Here is an 18,226-nt window from a genome sequence, read left to right on the forward strand (position 1 = left end):
ATCGCCCGGAAGCAATAGATACCCGTAATTTACAAGAGACAATTTCATCTAAAACCGACGTTATTGCAAACGTAAACCATGTCGGCAGCCCGGGCGGTTGATTATCCTTCACACGGGCTGCCTGCCTTTTCCGAAACCTGGCTACGCCCTTCTGACAGCTGCACCATAATTAACATCAAAACCATCTTATTAGCTGCACTGTATCTGAAAACACAGGGATTTCACCTACTCTGCAACTCATTAACGAGTCAAAATCGTGTAAATTAAAGCACTACTCACCATTTTTTGATACAGATCAAAAAGCGTACAGTTGCCTGTTCATTACCCTTCTCATGTTACTCACTCCAAAAAGGGCTATACCCGAATGACTGCTAAAGAATTCAATCTTGAAGCTTATCTCGAAGCACTTAAGCCGCTGGTTAACATTGACTGCGGTACCAATACGCCTGCAGGCGTTGCCAGAATCGCTGACATGATGACTGAAAAGTATGAAAACATCGGCTGGCAGGTAACTCGCGAAGACTTTGGCGAGCAGGTAGGCCCGGGTCTGCTGGTCACCAATAAGCCAGGGGCTGAGCAATTTGACATTATGCTGATTGGTCACATGGATACTGTCTTCCCTGAAGGCACTGTGGCTGAATGGTCCCTGACCCATGACGATGAAAAAGCCTATGGCCCGGGCTGTGCCGATATGAAATCCGGTCTTTTGAACGTGTTCCTGGCGGTAAGCTCCCTGCCGGAAGATGTTCTGGATCGCCTGAACATTGCTGTCGTTATGAACCCGGACGAAGAGACCGGTTCTACTTTCTCCGGTGAATGGCTCAAGGCTATCGCTAAAAAGAGCAAGTGTGTTCTGGTTGCTGAAGCAGCCCGTGCCGACGGCTCCCTGGTTAAAGCTCGTAAGGGTATGGCTCACTACGTTGTCGAGTTCAACGGTAAGGCAGCACACGCCGGTAATGAGCCTGAAAAAGGTGTTTCTGCCATCACTGAACTGGCACACTGGATCAGCACACTGAATCAGGAAACCAATTTCGAGACCGGCACCACATTGAACTTTGGTACGGTTAAAGGTGGTACTGGCAGCAACGTGGTGCCTGACTTTGCCTCTACCGACCTGGACATCCGTTTCTGGGACAACGACGCCTACGCTGCCCTGGAACAGAAGATTGCCGACATGGTCGCTAACCCGTCTCTGGAAGGCATCAGCATCAATATGATCCGCAAAGCTTACAAGCCTGCGTTCACGCCAAACGAAGACTCTGAAAAGCTGATGGCCCTGATCGAAGCAACTGGTAAGGACATTGATCTGCCTATCACCTGGCAGGCTGTTGGAGGCGGTTCTGACGCAAACCTGACCGGCTCTCTGGGCATTCCTACCGTTGACGGTCTGGGGCCTATTGGCGGTGCAATGCACAGCCGCAATGAATTCATGGTGCTGGGCTCCATTGCCAAGCGCCTGGAACTGCTGCGCAATGTAATTATCAATATTGCAGAAAAAGCGTGAAAGGCAGGGCGATAGTCAAAATAAATAGTCAAAATAAATAGTCAAAACAGACTCTCAGTGAGGTGGGCATGATGCCCACCTTGTCTCACGTTCTTTTCTTCTTGCTGCTTTTCCTGCGGCTCACAGTAGTTTGGGGGTTAGTGCTGGAAGCATAAAGCTGCCAGTCCACTGAGTATCCTGCTTTTGCCCATAAGACATTGGTTGTATGCCTGAGTTTATTTTTCAGCGCCCCACTCAGTTCACTTTGTTCTGAAACAAGTTCCTGTATTTTTTTTAGCGCCTTACGATCACTATCAGTCAGACTTTGTTCATTATCGTTGAGACGGTTCCACTGGTTTGCACAAATTCGCCAGACTTTATCAGAGAGTTCCTTCCTGTCATGAAATTCTGATAACTTTTTCGCCTCCCAAAGGTCTTCAGTAACACCTGCGGCTGTCGCTGTATTTTTTATTGCCTGTAGTTTTGGTTTGATACAGGTTTTCCAGTCACCCACCATATTATCCAAAACCCAGAAGTACTCTGTGGTATGTAGAAGTTTCAGCCGGTATTCCAGCTCTTCGCCCTCATTATTGATGTCATCGATCAGCTCTTTTAAGATCTCTTCATTTGTAATGTCCAGCTCCCTGTTTCCGTCAGAGCTGATGTAATTCCAGAAATCACCGTAACGGTTCCATTTTTCTTCAGGCATGTTTTTATGGAAAGATTTTCTTGTGGCGGCATTGAGGACTTTGATTGGTACTCCGGCTTTTTCAGAACTCTTTTCGGTTTGCCGTATTTTTTTAATGATACTTTCTGTAGGTTCTTCATCAGAGTCACAGAGTTTACGCTTTACCCCCTGTTCAATGACGTAGCCTTTTTTACCAAAAATAGCAACGGGTAAGATAGATTCGATGGTATGTCTTGCTCCTTTAAAATCATCAACATTCATAACGAGATTTTTTTTGAAGTCTATTCTTTTTTTATTCCCAAACAGGTAATCAAAGCATAACTCCTCTCCACTGTTTATTTTACGGATGGCCATGACGTTAACTTTTATTTTATCTTTTTCTGACCAGACTGCTGTAGAGCCCTGAAAATCTATCTTCAATTCCACATTGGGTTCTTTAGAGTGGTTTAAATACCTTATCGTTGAAGTGCCATTGATACCAAACTCCATTCGTGTGCCTTTAAGGTCAACGCCAGACCATACGACGAACGTATCATTATCCAGATATCGAATTTTTTCATCAATATTGTCTCGTTCAAGGCCTTCTTCTTCAATTTCAACAACATAAAAATGTTCAGGGTGTGGTTTACAAAGATGTGAGAGAACTATCTTCCCCGTGTATTCACACACCTTTTCACCAGCCTCAAAGCTTTTATCTGCAAACGCGCCTTTACCGTCAATCTCTGACCCTCTGGCGGATACAAACGGGGCTTTTGAGATGGAAGAGTCTTCCGTATCATCGGGCAGCTCTACCCTGACCGGAGTATCTATAGGTGGAGGCTCTGCCTGGCTTCGGGTAAGCGGAGTGTTTGATCTGGTCAGCAGGTTCCGAATTTCTATGCCCGTAGCGATGCGCTCCTGTTCCTTTGCATTTTGCATGAGCGTATGGACTGGAATACAAGAAGGCAGGACCTTTGTTTGAATTTGAGAGGGTTCTGAATGCTTATTTGTACCGCAATTTTCCACAGGCGTACCAGTCAGCAAAGCACGGACTTCTTTACCAAAAACAACGCTACTTGCATGTCTGCCATTTTGATCTTGACTGTGGCTATCGAGATTGCGGCTATCGAGATTGTGGCTATCCTGACTAAAACCAGCAGCCTCGCTAACAGAACCCGATGGGCACCCTGTACCGGAAATTTGCATAACCGACCCTATATTTTCCTTTTAAAACGAATAAAGAATGGACAATGAAATGGCCAGCAAATTTCATTTATCATCAGGAAAATAACTGAATGGTCAGTGTGGCTAACTATAAACCCTCTCACTGAATCAAGTAACACCGGGCTGAAAGCCTTTTAAGCCCGGTGTTGGTGGGCGGTTATACCGAAGCCGCTTATACCGAAACGACTGCCTTAATATGCGGATGCGCCTGATAATCCACCAGCTCAATATCATCAATGGTGAATTCAAACAGATCCTTTATCATCGGGTTCAGCTTCATGGTTGGCAACGGCAGAGGCTCCCGGGACAGCTGCTCATCAACCTGCTCCAGATGGTTAGAATAGATATGCGCATCGCCGAAGGTATGTACAAACTCACCCAGCTCCAGCCCGCATACCTGGGCAATCATCATCGTCAGCAACGCATAAGACGCAATGTTAAATGGCACGCCCAGAAAAATATCGGCACTGCGCTGATAGAGCTGACAGGACAATTTGCCATCCAGTACATAGAACTGGAACAGACAATGACAGGGTGGCAATGCCTGTTTGCCCATGGCGGCATTTTCCTTCGGTGAATGTTTCACATCCGGCAGAACCGTTGGGTTCCAGGCGCTGATCACCAGGCGGCGGGAGTCCGGGTTCTTTTTGATCTCATCCAGCAACCACTGAATCTGATCCACCACTTCACCATTCGGGCCTTCCCAGCTGCGCCACTGTTTGCCGTACACAGGACCCAGGTCTCCGGTTTCCGTTGCCCATTCGTCCCAGATGCGAACACCGTTTTCTTTCAGGTAACCAATATTGGTATCGCCTTTCAAAAACCACAACAACTCATGAATAATGGAGCGCAGGTGACATTTCTTGGTGGTGATTAGTGGAAAGCCATCCGCCAGGTTAAAACGCATCTGGTATCCGAACACACTGTAGGTGCCGGTGCCGGTACGATCCGATTTGAACGTGCCATGTTCTTTAACATGTCGCAGAAGGTCCAGATACTGTTTCATTTCTTCAGTCCGTTTTTAGCCGCTGGGCGCTGTTTCAGCCAGGTCAGGTCGTCTTGGTTCTGACCATTTACCAGAGGGTATTTTGAATAACCAATAACCATAAATGCTACACCCAGAATGATCATTGGGGTAGATAGCAACTGCCCCATTGTCAGCCAGTCAAACGCAATAAAACCGAGTTGCTCGTCAGGTTGACGCACAAATTCAACCATAAAGCGCCCAAGACCATAGATGATCAGGAACAGACCCGACACTGCCATTCTGGGACGGGGCTTGGATGAAAACCACCAGAGTACAGAGAACAGCACAACGCCTTCGATGAAAAACTGGTACAGCTGGGATGGGTGCCTTGGCAGATGGGACGGGTCGGAAGGAAATACCATGGCCCATGGCACATCACTTACACGCCCCCAGAGTTCACCACCTATAAAGTTGCCGATGCGTCCGGCACCAAGACCTAAAGGCACCATGGGAGCGATAAAGTCGGTCATCTGAAAAAAGCTTTTGCCCTCCTTCCTGCCAAACAGATACATGGCCAGCAATACCCCCAGCAAACCACCGTGAAATGACATACCGCCTTCCCACACCCGGAACAGCCAGAGAGGGTCTCTCAGGAAGTGGTCAAAATTGTAAAACACCACATAACCAAAGCGTCCACCAAGAATCACGCCCACTGCGCCATAGAACACCATGTCACCGATCTGCTCTTCACTCCACAGACCGTTAGACTTTCTGGCTCGATAAATACCCAGCCACCAGGCTCCGGCAAAACCAACAAGGTACATCAGTCCATACCAGCGAATGCTTAACGGACCAAGACTGAACAGGACGGGGTCGATATCTGGGTAAGGGATCACGGGCGATTCCAGTTCTCTGATGGGTAGTTAAAAAAAGCGAAAGCTTACAGAATACCGGATGCCAAGTATATCTGCCTCAAAGAATAAGAAATTCTGTTCCTACCAGCAAAAGAAAAACAGCAAACAGTTTTTGCAGAACCTCTGCCGACAGGTGATGCGCCAGCCTGGCACCATAACGGGCAAACAACATGCTGGTCAGAACAATGCCCAGAAAAGCAGGCCAGTAAACATAACCTGTTGTCATGGCCGGAAGCAGGTCGTTACCCTGACCCATAAACATATTGGCCAGAGCCCCCATCAGAGCAATGGGTAAACCGCAGGCAGCCGAGGTTCCCACCGCTTCAGGCATCTGAAGGTTGCATTTGCGCAGAAAAGGAACGGACAGCGTGCCTCCGCCAATCCCGAAGATACTGGAAGCCCAGCCAATAAAAATGCCGGCGCTGACAAACGTGGGACGCGATGGGAGATGACTGCCATCTCTGGCTTTGAAGCCTATCCACATTTTGATGGCAATAAGGATGGCGAATATGCCTATTGCCTTCTGCAACACTGCACCAGACATCTGTATGGCGGTATAAACCCCAAACCATGCCCCCAGCAGAATACCGATGGTCATCAGAAGAAAAATCGACCAGCGCACAGCCCCCTTGGCATGGTGCGCACGAATCGAGCTAAGGGATGTTACAACAATGGTCGCCAGTGAAGTACCCACTGCAAGGTGGGTCAGAATTTCTGATGGAAGCCCCTGAATTTCAAAGCTGAAAACCAGAACCGGAACAATAATAAGACCACCGCCAATACCAAACAGCCCAGCCAGCGTGCCAGCTAATGCCCCCAAAATTAAATAAGACAAAAATACCATGCAACTATCCTGACTGGCTTATTCGGGCACCTGACTGGCTTATTCGGGCAACCCGCACAATAGTGAACTTTAGATAAGCCGGAAAGTTCAAAAAATTCAACTTAATCAGTCTATTATCGGCTAAAAACGTTTTTCTATAACCTTTATCTCTTCACAGGGGTTACCTTTATTACACCGTTATTGTTTCACGGAGTTATGTCTTCTGGTGAGGATATCCTACACTTTTTAACTCTGAAAATGCGCATTAATTAATACAAAAATATGGTTTCAAGTTGGAAAAAAGTCGCTGCAGAGAGAACCATTATGGTTCTCTCATACCTGCCTGACGTGTTCTGGAACGGTGTGTGTCAACTCGGCGCATGGTTGCTGGATCGGCAAAAAGGACACATCGCCAGAGCCTCCATCAAACTGGCCATGCCTGATATGGAACCCCGGCGCAGCCATCAGATAGCCAGAGCATCCGCCCGTCACAGCCTTAACTATGTACTGTCGCTTCCCCGTTTAAAACACACCTGCTATCAGTTGCATGACCTGCCCACTGTTCAGGAAGCGGTTGCTGAAGACCGGGGTGTTATTATCATATCGCTGCATACGGGACCACCTGACCTGGGAACCATGGCACTGACCCGGGCGGGCATTCACACTAAAACCGTTATTGGTGCTGGTAAGCAAAGCCCGTGGCTGAACAGCCTGGGGCGCTCTGCCCTGCAGCGCGCAGGCATCCAGTTTATTCAGCGGGGCAACCCGACAGCCGTAATTCAGGCCATTAAACAAAAATACGCCGTCTTTCTTTACAGCGATATGCGTGCCAGGGAAATGCCGGTGACGTTCTTTGGTCATGAAACTTCTGCCCCAGCCAGTGGCATCTATACGGCGATACTGAGCAAAACCCCTATTCTGTTCCATTACTGCACCCTGGCAGAGAATAGTGAATGGCAACTCTGGTTCGAACGATTTGACATTGAACTGAAAGGCAATCGCAAAGACAGTGTTCAACACAACCTGCAGCAACTGATACACAAAATGGAAGCCGTGATCAGAAACCATCCAGAGTTATGGATATGGCATTACGACCGGTTCAATCTGAAAAAAAAGATCAGAAAACCATCATAAAGGCTGTTCACACAAAGGTGGTGTAGACTCCTGCCACAACATAAACCTGAGCCTGATTGATGACAGGCTCAGGTTTAAAAGTTTCCGGATGAGAATTATCTATTTTGGCAAAATCATATCCAGTATTTTGTTAAATACCTCCTGATTGCCTTCGATCGATATCAGCCCATATTCAATCAGCCGTTCAACAGTAAGCCCTGAACCCACTCGGCCCGGAAGCTCTTTCTTCCCGTGATTAATGCACCTCATCAGCATGTTAGCGGCACGCCCTTCAGCCTCATTGGTTATGGTGACTTTTATATGATAATCCATGTCTCGATTATCCGGGTGATTGTCATACTGATTGAATTCATTAAAGACTCGGTGTTCAAGGTGCGTCCCGGATTCATCCGGGAGAAAGTAAATTGATGTCAGCAAGCCACTGCCTGTATTGTCAGGGTAGGCAGACTTAAGTAACTCATGACTTAAAGAGAATTCGATACCAATCCTGCCATACCCCATCAGTTCCTGACGTTGACCTTCCGTGAAATCCCGGTTCAAAAACGAATCGCTGAACGCTGCTGTCAGTTGCTGAAAGCTCATGCCATGATATGTTCCAGTCTTTACCTGAAGACCTCCACTGGTATGGGAAGAGTGGGGTCTGGCTCCATCGGGGGTAGCCAGTCTAATACCAGTACTTCGAATGTCATAAGTGTTTCTGCCGGATCTTTGAGTTTGATCTTCAAACCACGGTGTTTCCAGAGGCTTAACGAAAACATCTAACTGCTGCATAAACTCATTTCTTACTCGTTCCGCCCGTTCCTCCCCTCGTGCCTGACTGAACGCCTGCTGTTCTGCTTGTTGATAGAGTCTGGCAACCTCATCATTTTCAGGAGTGTCAGCACTTTTTTCATAAATTTCTGTTATTTCTGCAATGTATTTAGCCGCCCCTGCTTTTCCTGCTATTTTATTTGATGAAAGAAGATTGTTGACTGTCTTCAGCACAGTGCCTCTTTTAGTTGCAGAGCAGTTTGCCAGAATGTTTACCAGTCGTTCAAAGTTATTCTGTTCGGTATATTGATTAGCAAGACTGGCGATAGTTGCAATAGTGCTTAGCTTGTTCGAAGGTAATTCATTTAAACGAACGGACAATGGCTGCAGAAGTGCAACAAATTGCACATCAAGCCCTCCTCCCTGCGGGTTATTATCAACACTGTTGCAGTTTTGACAGATCAACTTATTCGTTTGCTTTGGATGACCACAGACGCTGCACAGACTTCCGTCAGGCTCACCACCTCCTCCACCTTTTTCCCCATTATTTCCATCATTTCTCTTATCCGTTTCATCCTGAGATTGTGTTACAGAAACAGGGTTGGTAGAACGGTTACCTGTCGTTCCTTCAGCCCCGGTGTTTTGAGACTGCGGCTCCTGATTCTGCTTTGTGCCTCCGGGGCGCCCAATGGGAGCAGGAGGTAATCCGGGAAGTAATTCGATACGGTTCAGTTCTTTAAGGCTCAGAGGTAAATCCTCATAGCGGTACCGGAAATTCAAACCGGGATTTTGCCTCATAAATTGTTCGTAAGTTTGCTGAGGAGTCTGCTGAGGCTGACTGCCGATAGCGCCAAGCACTGCCGGATCACGATGGTGGTTATATAGCTGCATGGTGGAGAAGAGATGAGCAGGAATTGGTATTTCGATGTTTCGCCATGCATCGTACCAGACTACCAGATAGATAACGGGTTCCGCCTCGTGAATGTTTGTTCCCCCGGTCATCGTCATTAAGATATCAGGCACCTTTAACAACCATTCATAGACGACCAGCCCCCTGTTTCCACCGGGACGTTTATAAAAATCACCCTTGTCATCGTGATGACTGAATGATCCTCCGGTGGCAAGCAGGTCACCAGATTTTTTATCATATGCCGGTTTCTCGTAAGGAATGAGCTTATTCTTCGATAAATACTTTGTTAAATGGTCGTTCTGTCGAGTGATAGATACCCGGTTGGGGCCAGTGATCGTATTGGTGAATACAGAGCATGAGGCATCGTAGTACCAGTCTCCCGAATTATAATCGAGATGCGCAGAACCGCTGTCGTCCTTTGATTGCAAAAATACAAACGCTTTGTTATTGCCAACCCCTTCGTATCTGAGGCTATGCTCATCACCACCGCCCCGGAGTTTAATGTTCAGCGGGGAACGCATAGTGGATAAATTGCTCACCCGGTTGAAACATAACCTGAGACTGACCCCTGAGGTATTTTCTGACTCCGTTTCTTGTTCACCTGCTTGCTGTTCATCTATTTGTTGTTCATCTATTTGTTGTTCAACAGGGGTAAACCACTGAACCACAAGTTCTCCAGGCTCAGGCAGCTCGTCAACCCTATTTTGAGTAGTTCGTTTCAATACCATCTTCACAGTGGTCTTATGTTTTGTGTATTCAAACCGGTCATACAGTGATGCAAATACAAGCTGAACATAAAACAAACAAATCAGGGCAAGGACAGGCAAAAACAGAAAGGAACAAAGCACTTTACTTTTCATTAAACATCTCTCCTGAGCGGCAGCAGAAGTTATTAACAGGAAGTTGTTAATAGGTTGTTAATAGAGAGCATCGTCCATGTTTTAAAGAGCCGTAATTATAGAGTGCCAATATTCAGTTGATCGGAATTATTTCTACTCTGGTCAAAAACTGAAAACGTATTCAGTCATTTTTTCCTTTCCTGTCCTGCATCAAATCGGCTGACAATAGCCAACAAAACCTATAGACATTTGTACCTACAATCTCTATAAAGTGAGATACAGGGATTCAATACATACCCACTGTCGCTCGGTCCCTGCAATAATAAATGCGCACTGACAGAACAAAATAACCAGCATAAATAAAAGTAGTACGCCGAAAGGTTCACTAGAGGCCAGGCGGGGGAGCCAATAAAAAATGTCTATATTTAAGCACTATCAGCAACGGTTCGAATCCACTCAGCAGGAAGAGATGAGCCTCCAGGAGTATCTCGACCTTTGCAAGGTGGACCCCGGGGCATACGCCAATGCGGCAGAGCGAATGCTGGAGGCCATCGGCGAGCCAGAAGTCATCGACACGGCCCGGGACCCGAGACTCAGCCGGATTTTTTCCAATAAACTCATCAAGCGTTACCCGACGTTTCAGGAATTCTATGGCATGGAAGAAGCCATAGAGCAGATTGTTTCCTACTTCAAACACGCAGCCCAGGGGCTGGAAGAGAAGAAGCAGATTCTCTATCTGCTGGGTCCGGTGGGCGGTGGTAAGTCCTCACTGGCCGAAAAGCTCAAGCAGCTGATTGAAAACGTACCATTGAGTTCAATGAAAAAAAGAATGGATTTGTTTTCTGACTGCTACCTGATTTCATCGGAAAAAACTTTCTATGAACAGTTAAATAGTTATATTTTTCACGATTTGATAAAATCGAACTCAGACAAAATTTATGACGGCACCCCCTATTCAATAGATGCTCTTAATTCAGAACTCCGCTGTGCTCGAAAGGCATTAGGCCAGTACTGGGCATTTTCATCTCAGGAAAGGTTGGCTGAAGTAAGAGAAGCTGTTAAAAAAATTCATTTCATTCCAGTTTATGGCAATATTTTTTCCCGAGAGTTCTTAAAAAGCATGGGGAACATATTAACCCATCATGATGCGGTAGTTCACGCTTTAAACCTGACCAATGTTTTTGAGTACCATCCAAAGATAAAAGAACGTTGCACTCCCTATGACACAGAGAACACAATTGAAAAACCCAGTGAATTAGCTGATATTTTGAAGTTCTCTCCACAGGCTATTATTCATAGTTCAAGAATATTGAGGTCGGATAAGGGGTCGCGCTTTGATTCACCAGCAGACCATTTTCAAGCATTAGACGATTCACTTTCAGAAGATACTGAAGAACCAGGCATAACTTGCATTACATCTTGATTTATTTATTATTTTCTACCTGTGACAGGTACTCAACAATGACTGAAGCAACGATCACCCAAAAAATTCCAGTAAACGACCAGGGGTACAGGCTGGCATAAGCGAAATGTACTAATACCAACCTGTATAAGCCATTACTTCAGCTTAAGCATGACAGTCGCCAGAGGCGGCAGCGTCAGCTTCAGGCTCTGCGCCTGCCCATGGGCTCCACTCTCTTCAGTCATAAACTTATTACCCGCAGACACACCGCTGCCCCCAAAGCCCTGATCATCAGAGTTTAACAACAGCTTATACTCACCCGCGGCCGGAACGCCTACACAATAATCATGACGGACGACAGGTGTCAGGTTGTTGATGACAACAACGGGATGACCATCGTTACAGAAACGTACATAAGCCAGTACACTCTGCTGATAATCGTCCTGTACCAGCCACTGGAAACCGTTACTGCAAAGGTCCCTTTCATGCAGCGAAGGCTCAGACTTATAGAGTTTGTTCAGGGTCTGTACCAACTTCTGAACACCACTATGTGGACTGTCTTTGTCATCTACAAGGTGCCAGTCCAGTGACTGATGATGGTTCCACTCGTTCCAGCTGCCCAGCTCACAACCCATAAACAGCAATTTCTTGCCCGGATGCGTCCACATAAAGGACAGGTAAGTCCGCAGGTTAGCAAACTTCTGCCAGTCATCACCCGGCATACGGGTCAGCAGGGTACCTTTGCCATACACCACTTCGTCGTGGGAAAGCGACAACACAAAGTTCTCACTCCAGGCATAAACCGTACTGAAGGTTATCTGGTTATGGTGATACGGACGATGAACCGGTTCCTGCTTCATGTATTCCAGGGAATCATGCATCCAGCCCATATTCCACTTGTAACCAAAGCCTAAACCGTCGTCGTACAGTGGTTTGGATACGCCGGGATAACTGGTGGACTCTTCAGCAATGGTCATCGCCGTTGGGCAACGTTCGTAAACTGTCTTATTAAAACGCTTCAGGAAATGAATTGCTTCAAGGTTCTCATTACCACCATTACGGTTCGGTTCCCATTCACCCTCATTACGGGAATAGTCCAGATACAGCATTGACGCCACAGCATCCACCCGCAGACCGTCGATATGGTATTCCTCCAGCCAGTACAGTGCACTGCTGATCAGGAAGTCCTGAACAAAAGGCTTGCCAAAATCATAGATGCAGGTCTTCCAGTCCGGATGCCAGCCACGACGGGGGTCGGGATGCTCGTATAACTCAGTACCATCAAATTTCGCCAGACCGTGGTCGTCATTCGGGAAGTGTGCGGGCACCCAGTCCAGAATAATACCAATGCCCGCCCTGTGGCACTGATCGACAAAAAACTTAAAGTCGTCCGGGCTGCCATAACGGCTGGTTACAGAAAACATGCCTACGGGCTGATAACCCCAGGATTCATACAGAGGGTGCTCGCTGACCGGCATCAGCTCAATATGGGTAAAGCCCATTTTTTTAACATACGGCACCAGCTCTTTTGCCAGCTCCCGGTAGTTCATAATGATATTGCCGTCTTTACGACGCCAGGAACCCGCATGAACTTCATAAACAGACAGAGGCTTGTCGTACAATTCACCACGCTGACCCATCCACTGACTGTCTTTCCACTGATATCTGCTGTCATCGTGGACAATAGAAGAAAGGCCGGGCCACTGTTCAGAATAAGTACCAAACGGATCAGCCTTTAATGGCAGCTTGTTGCCATCTTTATCATGAATCTCATACTTATAGAGATCCCCGGCCGTCAAACCCGGAACAAACAGACGCCAGACACCATCATCAGCACTGGCCATGGGATGCAAACGGCCATCCCAGTTGTTGAAACTTCCCACCAGGCTGACAGAGCGGGCGTTCGGTGCATAAACACGGAACAAAACACCTTTCACCTGACGTCTGGTGTTCAGGGCATGGGTCATCAGGTGAGCCCCCTGATGACGATGCAGCGCATCGTAATCCACATGCTCTTCACGCAGAGTGTATTGACCAAACTGGTAGGGGTCATACACCCGGAAAGTGTGTCCGCCTTCCCCGGTAATGCTCAGTTCATAATTGAACAGCTTGCGACGGCGTGGCAAATGCAACTCAAACAAACCCGATTCAAAACGCTGCATGTTACCCAGCATTTTACCGGAAGGCTGCTCGATAATCGCAATAGCGTCAGCATCCGGACGCCATACCCGTAGCACCAGGCCTTTATGATCTGTCGCTTTATGCAGGCCCAGACAAGAGAAAGGGCAAGCACAAAGCACTTGCCCCAGTTCCTGCTCTGCGGCAGGTATTGTCGATTGAACAGCAATATTCATTGGATAAATTATCCTCGTCATTCCACTGACATTGGGAAACCCGAACACCGGGTTCCCCAAAGGCAGGATTTTCCTGTTAAACAGTCATGGACTGGAAATGCAGCGTAGTCACCTCAGTTAAGGAGTCCGGATGGCAGTCGTGCATTGTCACCGAATTATCATCGAAGAGAGCGATACACCGAGCAATACGCATCAGCGGCCTGTTCCCAGGTAAAGCGCTTGCTCATGGCATTATCTTGTAACTGACTGAACAGCTCATGCTGATAATAAACATGCAAAGACGTTTGCAGACAGTCAAAGAGTTCCTGTGGATCAGTACTGTTGAACACAAAGCCGGTTCCCTTTTCATTGTGTTCAGCAAACCCTGCCACCGTATCACTCAGTCCCCCTACGCGTCTGACAATCGGCAGGGTGCCGTATTTCAGACTGTATATCTGGTTAAGCCCACATGGCTCAAACAGTGATGGCATCAGAAAAAAGTCAGAGCCAGCCTCAATCCAGTGTGCCAGCTGATTCTCAAACCCATTATAAAAACGACATTTGTCTGGAAATGCCTGAGCCAGTTCCTCCAGGGCAGCTGCCGTATGCGGTTCGCCAGAACCCAGCAGGACCAACTGCACATCATTGTGCAGAAATCGCCACAGGGCTGGAATCAGGTAATCAAAACCTTTCTGCCCCGCCAGACGGCTGACCAGTCCGTAAACCGGCTTATGATGATTCACCGGCAAACCCATACGTTGTTGCAGTGCCGTTTTACATTCTGTCTTACCGGTACGGTCAGCCCGGGAAAAACGTGCCGGAATCAGCGTATCGGTTTCAGGGTTCCACTGTGTGTAATCGCAGCCATTCAAAATACCGGACAAATCCGTTTCCCGGCGTTTAAAGCTGTCCATCAGGCCGTGAGAGCCCAGGGGCGTCAACAGCTCTCTGGCATACTGAGGACTGACCGTATTAATCTTGTCCGCAAAAGCAATTCCGCCTTTGAGAATATTGATCATGCCAAAGTCTTCAAAACAGGCCGGATTGAAGTAGCGCCAGGCAATACCCAGACTGTCGATTTGAGAAACATCGGTTTTCTGCTGATAAGCCGCATTGTGAATTGTCAGCAGTGACCGGGTATCGACAAAGAAAGGATTGCTGCACTCATCCACTCTCAGATAGTAAGGCAACAACGCTGCCTGCCAGTCATGGCAATGAACGACATCCGGCTTGAAATCAAGGATGCGGCAGGTTTCCAGAACCGCCTTGCTGAAAAAAGCAAAACGACGACTGTTGTCGTGATAACCCTGACCGCCTTCGCCGTAGATACCACCACGGTCAAAGAATTCATCGTACTCAATAAAGTACACGTCAGTACCACGGAACTGACCATGACGAATCCCGAACCACAGGGTTTCATGATGATTCATGCGTACACCGCCACCTGCGATGGACACGGTTTCCACCTTGCTCAGCGCAGCGCGGTAAGCGGGCATGATCACCTTAACCCGGTGGCCGGCAGCTTCCATCACCGGCGCCAGGGCGCCAGCCGCATCGGCCAGCCCCCCGGTTTTAACGATTCCGTCGAATTCAGACACTGCGAAAACGACGTTGAGATTCAAGTTCAGGTCAGAAGCCAACCTTGGTACCTCTTGGAATAACAACAATGCCGCTGTCTGTTACCTTGAACAGTTTGCGATCTTCATCAAGGTTCACGCCAATTTTCGTGCCGGGAGCAATCTCAGCGCGCTTGTCGATAATGGCCTTGCGGATTTCGCAGCCTGCGCCAATCTTCACATTTGGCAGGATCACAGAATCAGAGATATGAGAGTGATCATCGATTTCAACGTTATAACCGACTACAGACTGATCCATGAATACATCGTTGACGATACAGCCGGTACCAATCATGGAATTATTAATATGCCCTTCCCGCACATTACGATCGAAAGCGATCAGTGCCGGTGGGTAAGGCGGTACATACGTATTGATTGGCCATTTCAGGTTGTGCAGCTCAATCGGCGGGTTTTCAGACAGCAAGTCCATATTGGCCTCCCAGTAAGCGTCCAGCGTACCCACATCGCGCCAGTAACCGGTTTTGTCACTGCCCGGCACTTCGTTTTCCGCGAAGTTGTAAACCATCACCTTCTCTTTCGGGAACAGCTTTGGAATGATGTCCTTACCAAAGTCATGACTGGACTCTTCGTTCAGGTGGTCTTCACGCAGAACACGTTCAAGGCACTTTCGCTCGAAAATGTAGTTACCCATGGAGGCCAGAACAAAGTTCGGGTTACCAGGAATCGTTTTTGGATTGGTCTTTGGCTTCTCTTCAAAACCGATCATACGACCAGTTTCGTCAATTTCGATGATGCCAAAGTGATAAGCTTCTTCCACCGGCACTGGAATTGCTGCAACAGTCAGAGCGGCGTCAGACTCTTCATGCAGGTTGACCATCTTGCGCACATCCATGGTATAGATATGATCGCCACCAAAAATCACCACCTGCTCCGGGTCCTGGGATTCAATCAGATGCAGGTTCTGGAAAATCGCGTCCGCAGTACCCTGATACCAGTCCTGACCTGTCCACATCTGGGCTGGCAGGGTATCAATAAACTTGTCAAACAGACCTGCAATCCTCCAGCAGCGCTGGAGATGCTTGTTCAGCGAATGAGATTTAAACTGGGTCAGTACATAGATTTTGTGCAGGTCAGAGTTAACAAAGTTACTCAGCACAAAGTCAATGATACGATACTGGCCAACAAACGGTACGGCTGGCTTGGCACGGTACCCGGTCAATGGCGACAGACGTGACCCTTCACCCCCGGCAAGAATCATAGAAAGAATTGAAGACACTAAACCTTACTCCCTCATAGTAAAAATACTTCATTTATCGTGCCGTCTTCCTTAATGCCTTTGTCGATCACCTGTTATTGCTCAGGTGTTGTTACTCCAACAAAGCTCCATTTCCCCCGCTGAGTTGACACAAAGCGGGAGCGTCGCCAGGAATAAAACCTTCCGGCTAATTCAATATTCAATGACTAAATTCTGATTGGTTTTTTATTATTCAGCGTTCCTGAAAACCTCAGACACCATAGCCTGAGCTTCTTCCTGAATCTGCTTCAGATGCTCTTTGCCCATGAAGCTTTCCGTGTAAATTTTATAAACGGCTTCGGTTCCGGAAGGGCGGGCGGCAAACCATCCATTAGCGGTTTCCACTTTAAGCCCGCCGATAGCCGCTCCGTTTCCTGAGGCGTGGGTGATTTTGGCCGTGATGGGGTCGCCCGCAAGGGTTTCTGCCCTAACCTTATCCGGACTCAAACCTGACAGAATTTTTTTCTGCTCATTGTCTGCCGGTGCCTGCAAACGTTCATAAACTGGGGAACCGTACTTTTCAGTCAGTTCGTCGTATAACTCGCCCGGATTCTTACCCGTTACCGCAGTAATTTCTGCTGCCAGCAAAGCCAGAATAAAGCCGTCTTTATCTGTACACCAGGTAGTACCATCACGGCGCAGGAACGCAGCGCCCGCACTTTCTTCACCACCAAAGGCCAGGTCGCCAGAGGTCAGGCCGTCCACAAACCATTTAAAACCAACCGGCACTTCACAGACTTCACGCTCCAGACCTTCAGCAACACGGCCAATAATACTGCTGGATACCAGTGTCTTACCAATACGGGCAGACTTCGGCCAGCCCTCACGATGGCGATACAGGTAATCAATGGCAACCGCAAGGTAATGGTTTGGATTCAGCAGGCCATGGGTTCTGGTAACAATACCGTGACGGTCAAAGTCAGGGTCGTTACCAAAAGCAATGTCGAAGCTGTCTTTCATGTTGATCAGTCCCGCCATGGAACAGGCAGAAGAGCAATCCATACGAATCTTGCCGTCTTTATCAACATGCATGAATGAGAATGTCGGGTCGACTTTGCGGCTTACCAGCTCAATGTCCAGACCATAACGCTCAGCAATAGGCTCCCAGAAGTACAGGCCGGAACCACCCAGAGGGTCTACGCCGATTTTCAGACCGGCTTTGCGGATCGCTTCCATATCCACGACATTTTCCAGATCGTTAACATACGGCGTAACGTAGTCGTATTCGGTCACATAATCCGATGCCAGGGCGTCAGTAAACGTCAGACGCTTAACACCTTTCAGTCCCAGTGCAATCAGCTCGTTGGCGCGATCCTGTACCCAGTTGGTAACGTCTGTGCCTGCGGGACCACCGTGTGGAGGGTTATATTTGAAGCCACCGTCTTCTGGCGGATTGTGCGACGGGGTGATAACAACGCCGTCAGCCTGAAGGTTCTTGTTTCGATCATTGTTTTGATTATTGTCACGATTAAAACTGACAATGGCATGGGAAATAACCGGGGTCGGCGTGTAACCACGACCTTCATGGATACGCACATCCACCTGGTTGGCAGCAAACACTTCCACAGCACTGATCAATGCTGGTTCAGACAGGGCGTGCGTGTCCATGCCAACAAACATTGGACCGGTAATGCCCTGGTCCCTGCGGTATTCGCAGATCGCCTGGCTTACGGCCAGAATGTGAGCTTCATTGAAAGTCGCCCGGGAAGAGGTTCCACGGTGACCAGAAGTTCCGAATTGCACGCGCTGGGCTGAAACCGCTGGGTCAGGACTGATGGTGTAATAGTCACTGACCAGTCGTGGAATGTTGGCCAGAATATCGTCTGTAGCAATTTTGCCTGCTAGGAGCCTGTCGGACTTAGAGCAAAAATCTGGCATAATTGCCAATAATCACTTTTCAAGCAAGCAA

General features: G+C 47.9%; 11 protein-coding genes and 1 pseudogene. 3 read left to right on the forward strand and 9 right to left on the reverse strand.

Annotated elements, in window-relative coordinates:
- Positions 1-364 precede the first annotated feature (364 nt).
- Positions 365-1,504, forward strand: coding sequence for a M20 family metallopeptidase (locus tag NX722_RS16450; RefSeq protein WP_262563917.1), 1,140 nt, complete (start codon positions 365-367; stop codon positions 1,502-1,504).
- 85 nt (positions 1,505-1,589) lie between these two features.
- Here NX722_RS16450 and NX722_RS16455 read toward each other — a convergent pair whose 3' ends face one another.
- The 4 genes from NX722_RS16455 to NX722_RS16470 all read right to left on the reverse strand — a co-directional run bounded on the left by NX722_RS16455 (position 1,590) and on the right by NX722_RS16470 (position 6,099).
- The gene (locus NX722_RS16455) at positions 1,590-3,089 is read right to left on the reverse strand and encodes an SET domain-containing protein (RefSeq protein WP_262563918.1); all 1,500 of its coding nucleotides are present in this window, start codon (positions 3,087-3,089) and stop codon (positions 1,590-1,592) included.
- 457 nt (positions 3,090-3,546) lie between these two features.
- A complete protein-coding gene (locus NX722_RS16460) occupies positions 3,547-4,380 on the reverse strand; it encodes a thymidylate synthase (RefSeq protein WP_262563919.1) in 834 nt (277 codons plus the stop codon).
- Positions 4,377-5,237, reverse strand: coding sequence for a prolipoprotein diacylglyceryl transferase (lgt, locus tag NX722_RS16465; protein ID WP_262563920.1), 861 nt, complete (start codon positions 5,235-5,237; stop codon positions 4,377-4,379). The genes NX722_RS16460 and lgt overlap by 4 nt, the downstream gene beginning before the upstream one ends.
- Before the next feature lie 76 nt (positions 5,238-5,313).
- Positions 5,314-6,099: a sulfite exporter TauE/SafE family protein gene (locus tag NX722_RS16470; RefSeq protein WP_262563921.1), complete on the reverse strand. Its 786-nt coding sequence runs from the start codon at positions 6,097-6,099 to the stop codon at positions 5,314-5,316.
- Between the two features lie 303 nt (positions 6,100-6,402).
- Here NX722_RS16470 and NX722_RS16475 point away from each other — a divergent pair, with 303 nt between their 5' ends.
- Entirely contained in the window at positions 6,403-7,212 is an 810-nt protein-coding gene (locus tag NX722_RS16475) for a lysophospholipid acyltransferase family protein (protein ID WP_262563922.1), read from the forward strand.
- Positions 7,213-7,311: 99 nt separating this feature from the next.
- On the opposite strand, the gene NX722_RS16480 is transcribed toward NX722_RS16475, so the two are convergent.
- A complete protein-coding gene (locus NX722_RS16480; protein ID WP_262563923.1) occupies positions 7,312-9,732 on the reverse strand; it encodes a hypothetical protein in 2,421 nt (806 codons plus the stop codon).
- 394 nt (positions 9,733-10,126) lie between these two features.
- Here NX722_RS16480 and NX722_RS16485 point away from each other — a divergent pair.
- Positions 10,127-10,534: pseudogene (locus tag NX722_RS16485) on the forward strand (PrkA family serine protein kinase); the annotation flags it as partial.
- 734 nt (positions 10,535-11,268) lie between these two features.
- Here the strand turns inward: NX722_RS16485 and glgB are convergent.
- From glgB to pgm, 4 genes are all read right to left on the reverse strand, one after another.
- Positions 11,269-13,467, reverse strand: a complete 2,199-nt coding sequence (gene glgB, locus NX722_RS16490; RefSeq protein WP_262563924.1) for a 1,4-alpha-glucan branching protein GlgB — start codon at positions 13,465-13,467, stop codon at positions 11,269-11,271.
- A gap of 158 nt (positions 13,468-13,625) precedes the next feature.
- Complete coding sequence (glgA, locus tag NX722_RS16495; RefSeq protein WP_262563925.1) at positions 13,626-15,086, reverse strand: glycogen synthase GlgA; 1,461 nt, start codon at positions 15,084-15,086, stop codon at positions 13,626-13,628.
- A complete protein-coding gene (gene glgC / locus NX722_RS16500; protein ID WP_262563926.1) occupies positions 15,076-16,299 on the reverse strand; it encodes a glucose-1-phosphate adenylyltransferase in 1,224 nt (407 codons plus the stop codon). Before glgC ends, glgA begins: the two co-directional genes overlap by 11 nt.
- A 207-nt stretch (positions 16,300-16,506) precedes the next feature.
- On the reverse strand, positions 16,507-18,195 hold the full coding sequence (gene pgm / locus NX722_RS16505) for a phosphoglucomutase (alpha-D-glucose-1,6-bisphosphate-dependent) (protein WP_262563927.1): 1,689 nt from the start codon (positions 18,193-18,195) through the stop codon (positions 16,507-16,509).
- Positions 18,196-18,226: the final 31 nt, after the last annotated feature.

Origin of the sequence: Endozoicomonas gorgoniicola, assembly GCF_025562715.2 — a bacterium.
GTDB lineage: Bacteria > Pseudomonadota > Gammaproteobacteria > Pseudomonadales > Endozoicomonadaceae > Endozoicomonas_A > Endozoicomonas_A gorgoniicola.

What these genes read in the sequence shown, in the direction of transcription:
- NX722_RS16450 (WP_262563917.1), top strand. Translation starts at nt 365, where the DNA reads ATGACTGCTAAAGAATTCAATCTTGAAGCTTATCTCGAAGCACTTAAG.
- NX722_RS16455 (WP_262563918.1), bottom strand. Translation starts at nt 3,089, where the DNA reads ATGCAAAATGCAAAGGAACAGGAGCGCATCGCTACGGGCATAGAAATT.
- NX722_RS16460 (WP_262563919.1), bottom strand. Translation starts at nt 4,380, where the DNA reads ATGAAACAGTATCTGGACCTTCTGCGACATGTTAAAGAACATGGCACG.
- NX722_RS16470 (WP_262563921.1), bottom strand. Translation starts at nt 6,099, where the DNA reads ATGGTATTTTTGTCTTATTTAATTTTGGGGGCATTAGCTGGCACGCTG.
- NX722_RS16475 (WP_262563922.1), top strand. Translation starts at nt 6,403, where the DNA reads ATGGTTCTCTCATACCTGCCTGACGTGTTCTGGAACGGTGTGTGTCAA.
- NX722_RS16480 (WP_262563923.1), bottom strand. Translation starts at nt 9,732, where the DNA reads ATGAAAAGTAAAGTGCTTTGTTCCTTTCTGTTTTTGCCTGTCCTTGCC.
- glgB (WP_262563924.1), bottom strand. Translation starts at nt 13,467, where the DNA reads ATGAATATTGCTGTTCAATCGACAATACCTGCCGCAGAGCAGGAACTG.
- pgm (WP_262563927.1), bottom strand. Translation starts at nt 18,195, where the DNA reads ATGCCAGATTTTTGCTCTAAGTCCGACAGGCTCCTAGCAGGCAAAATT.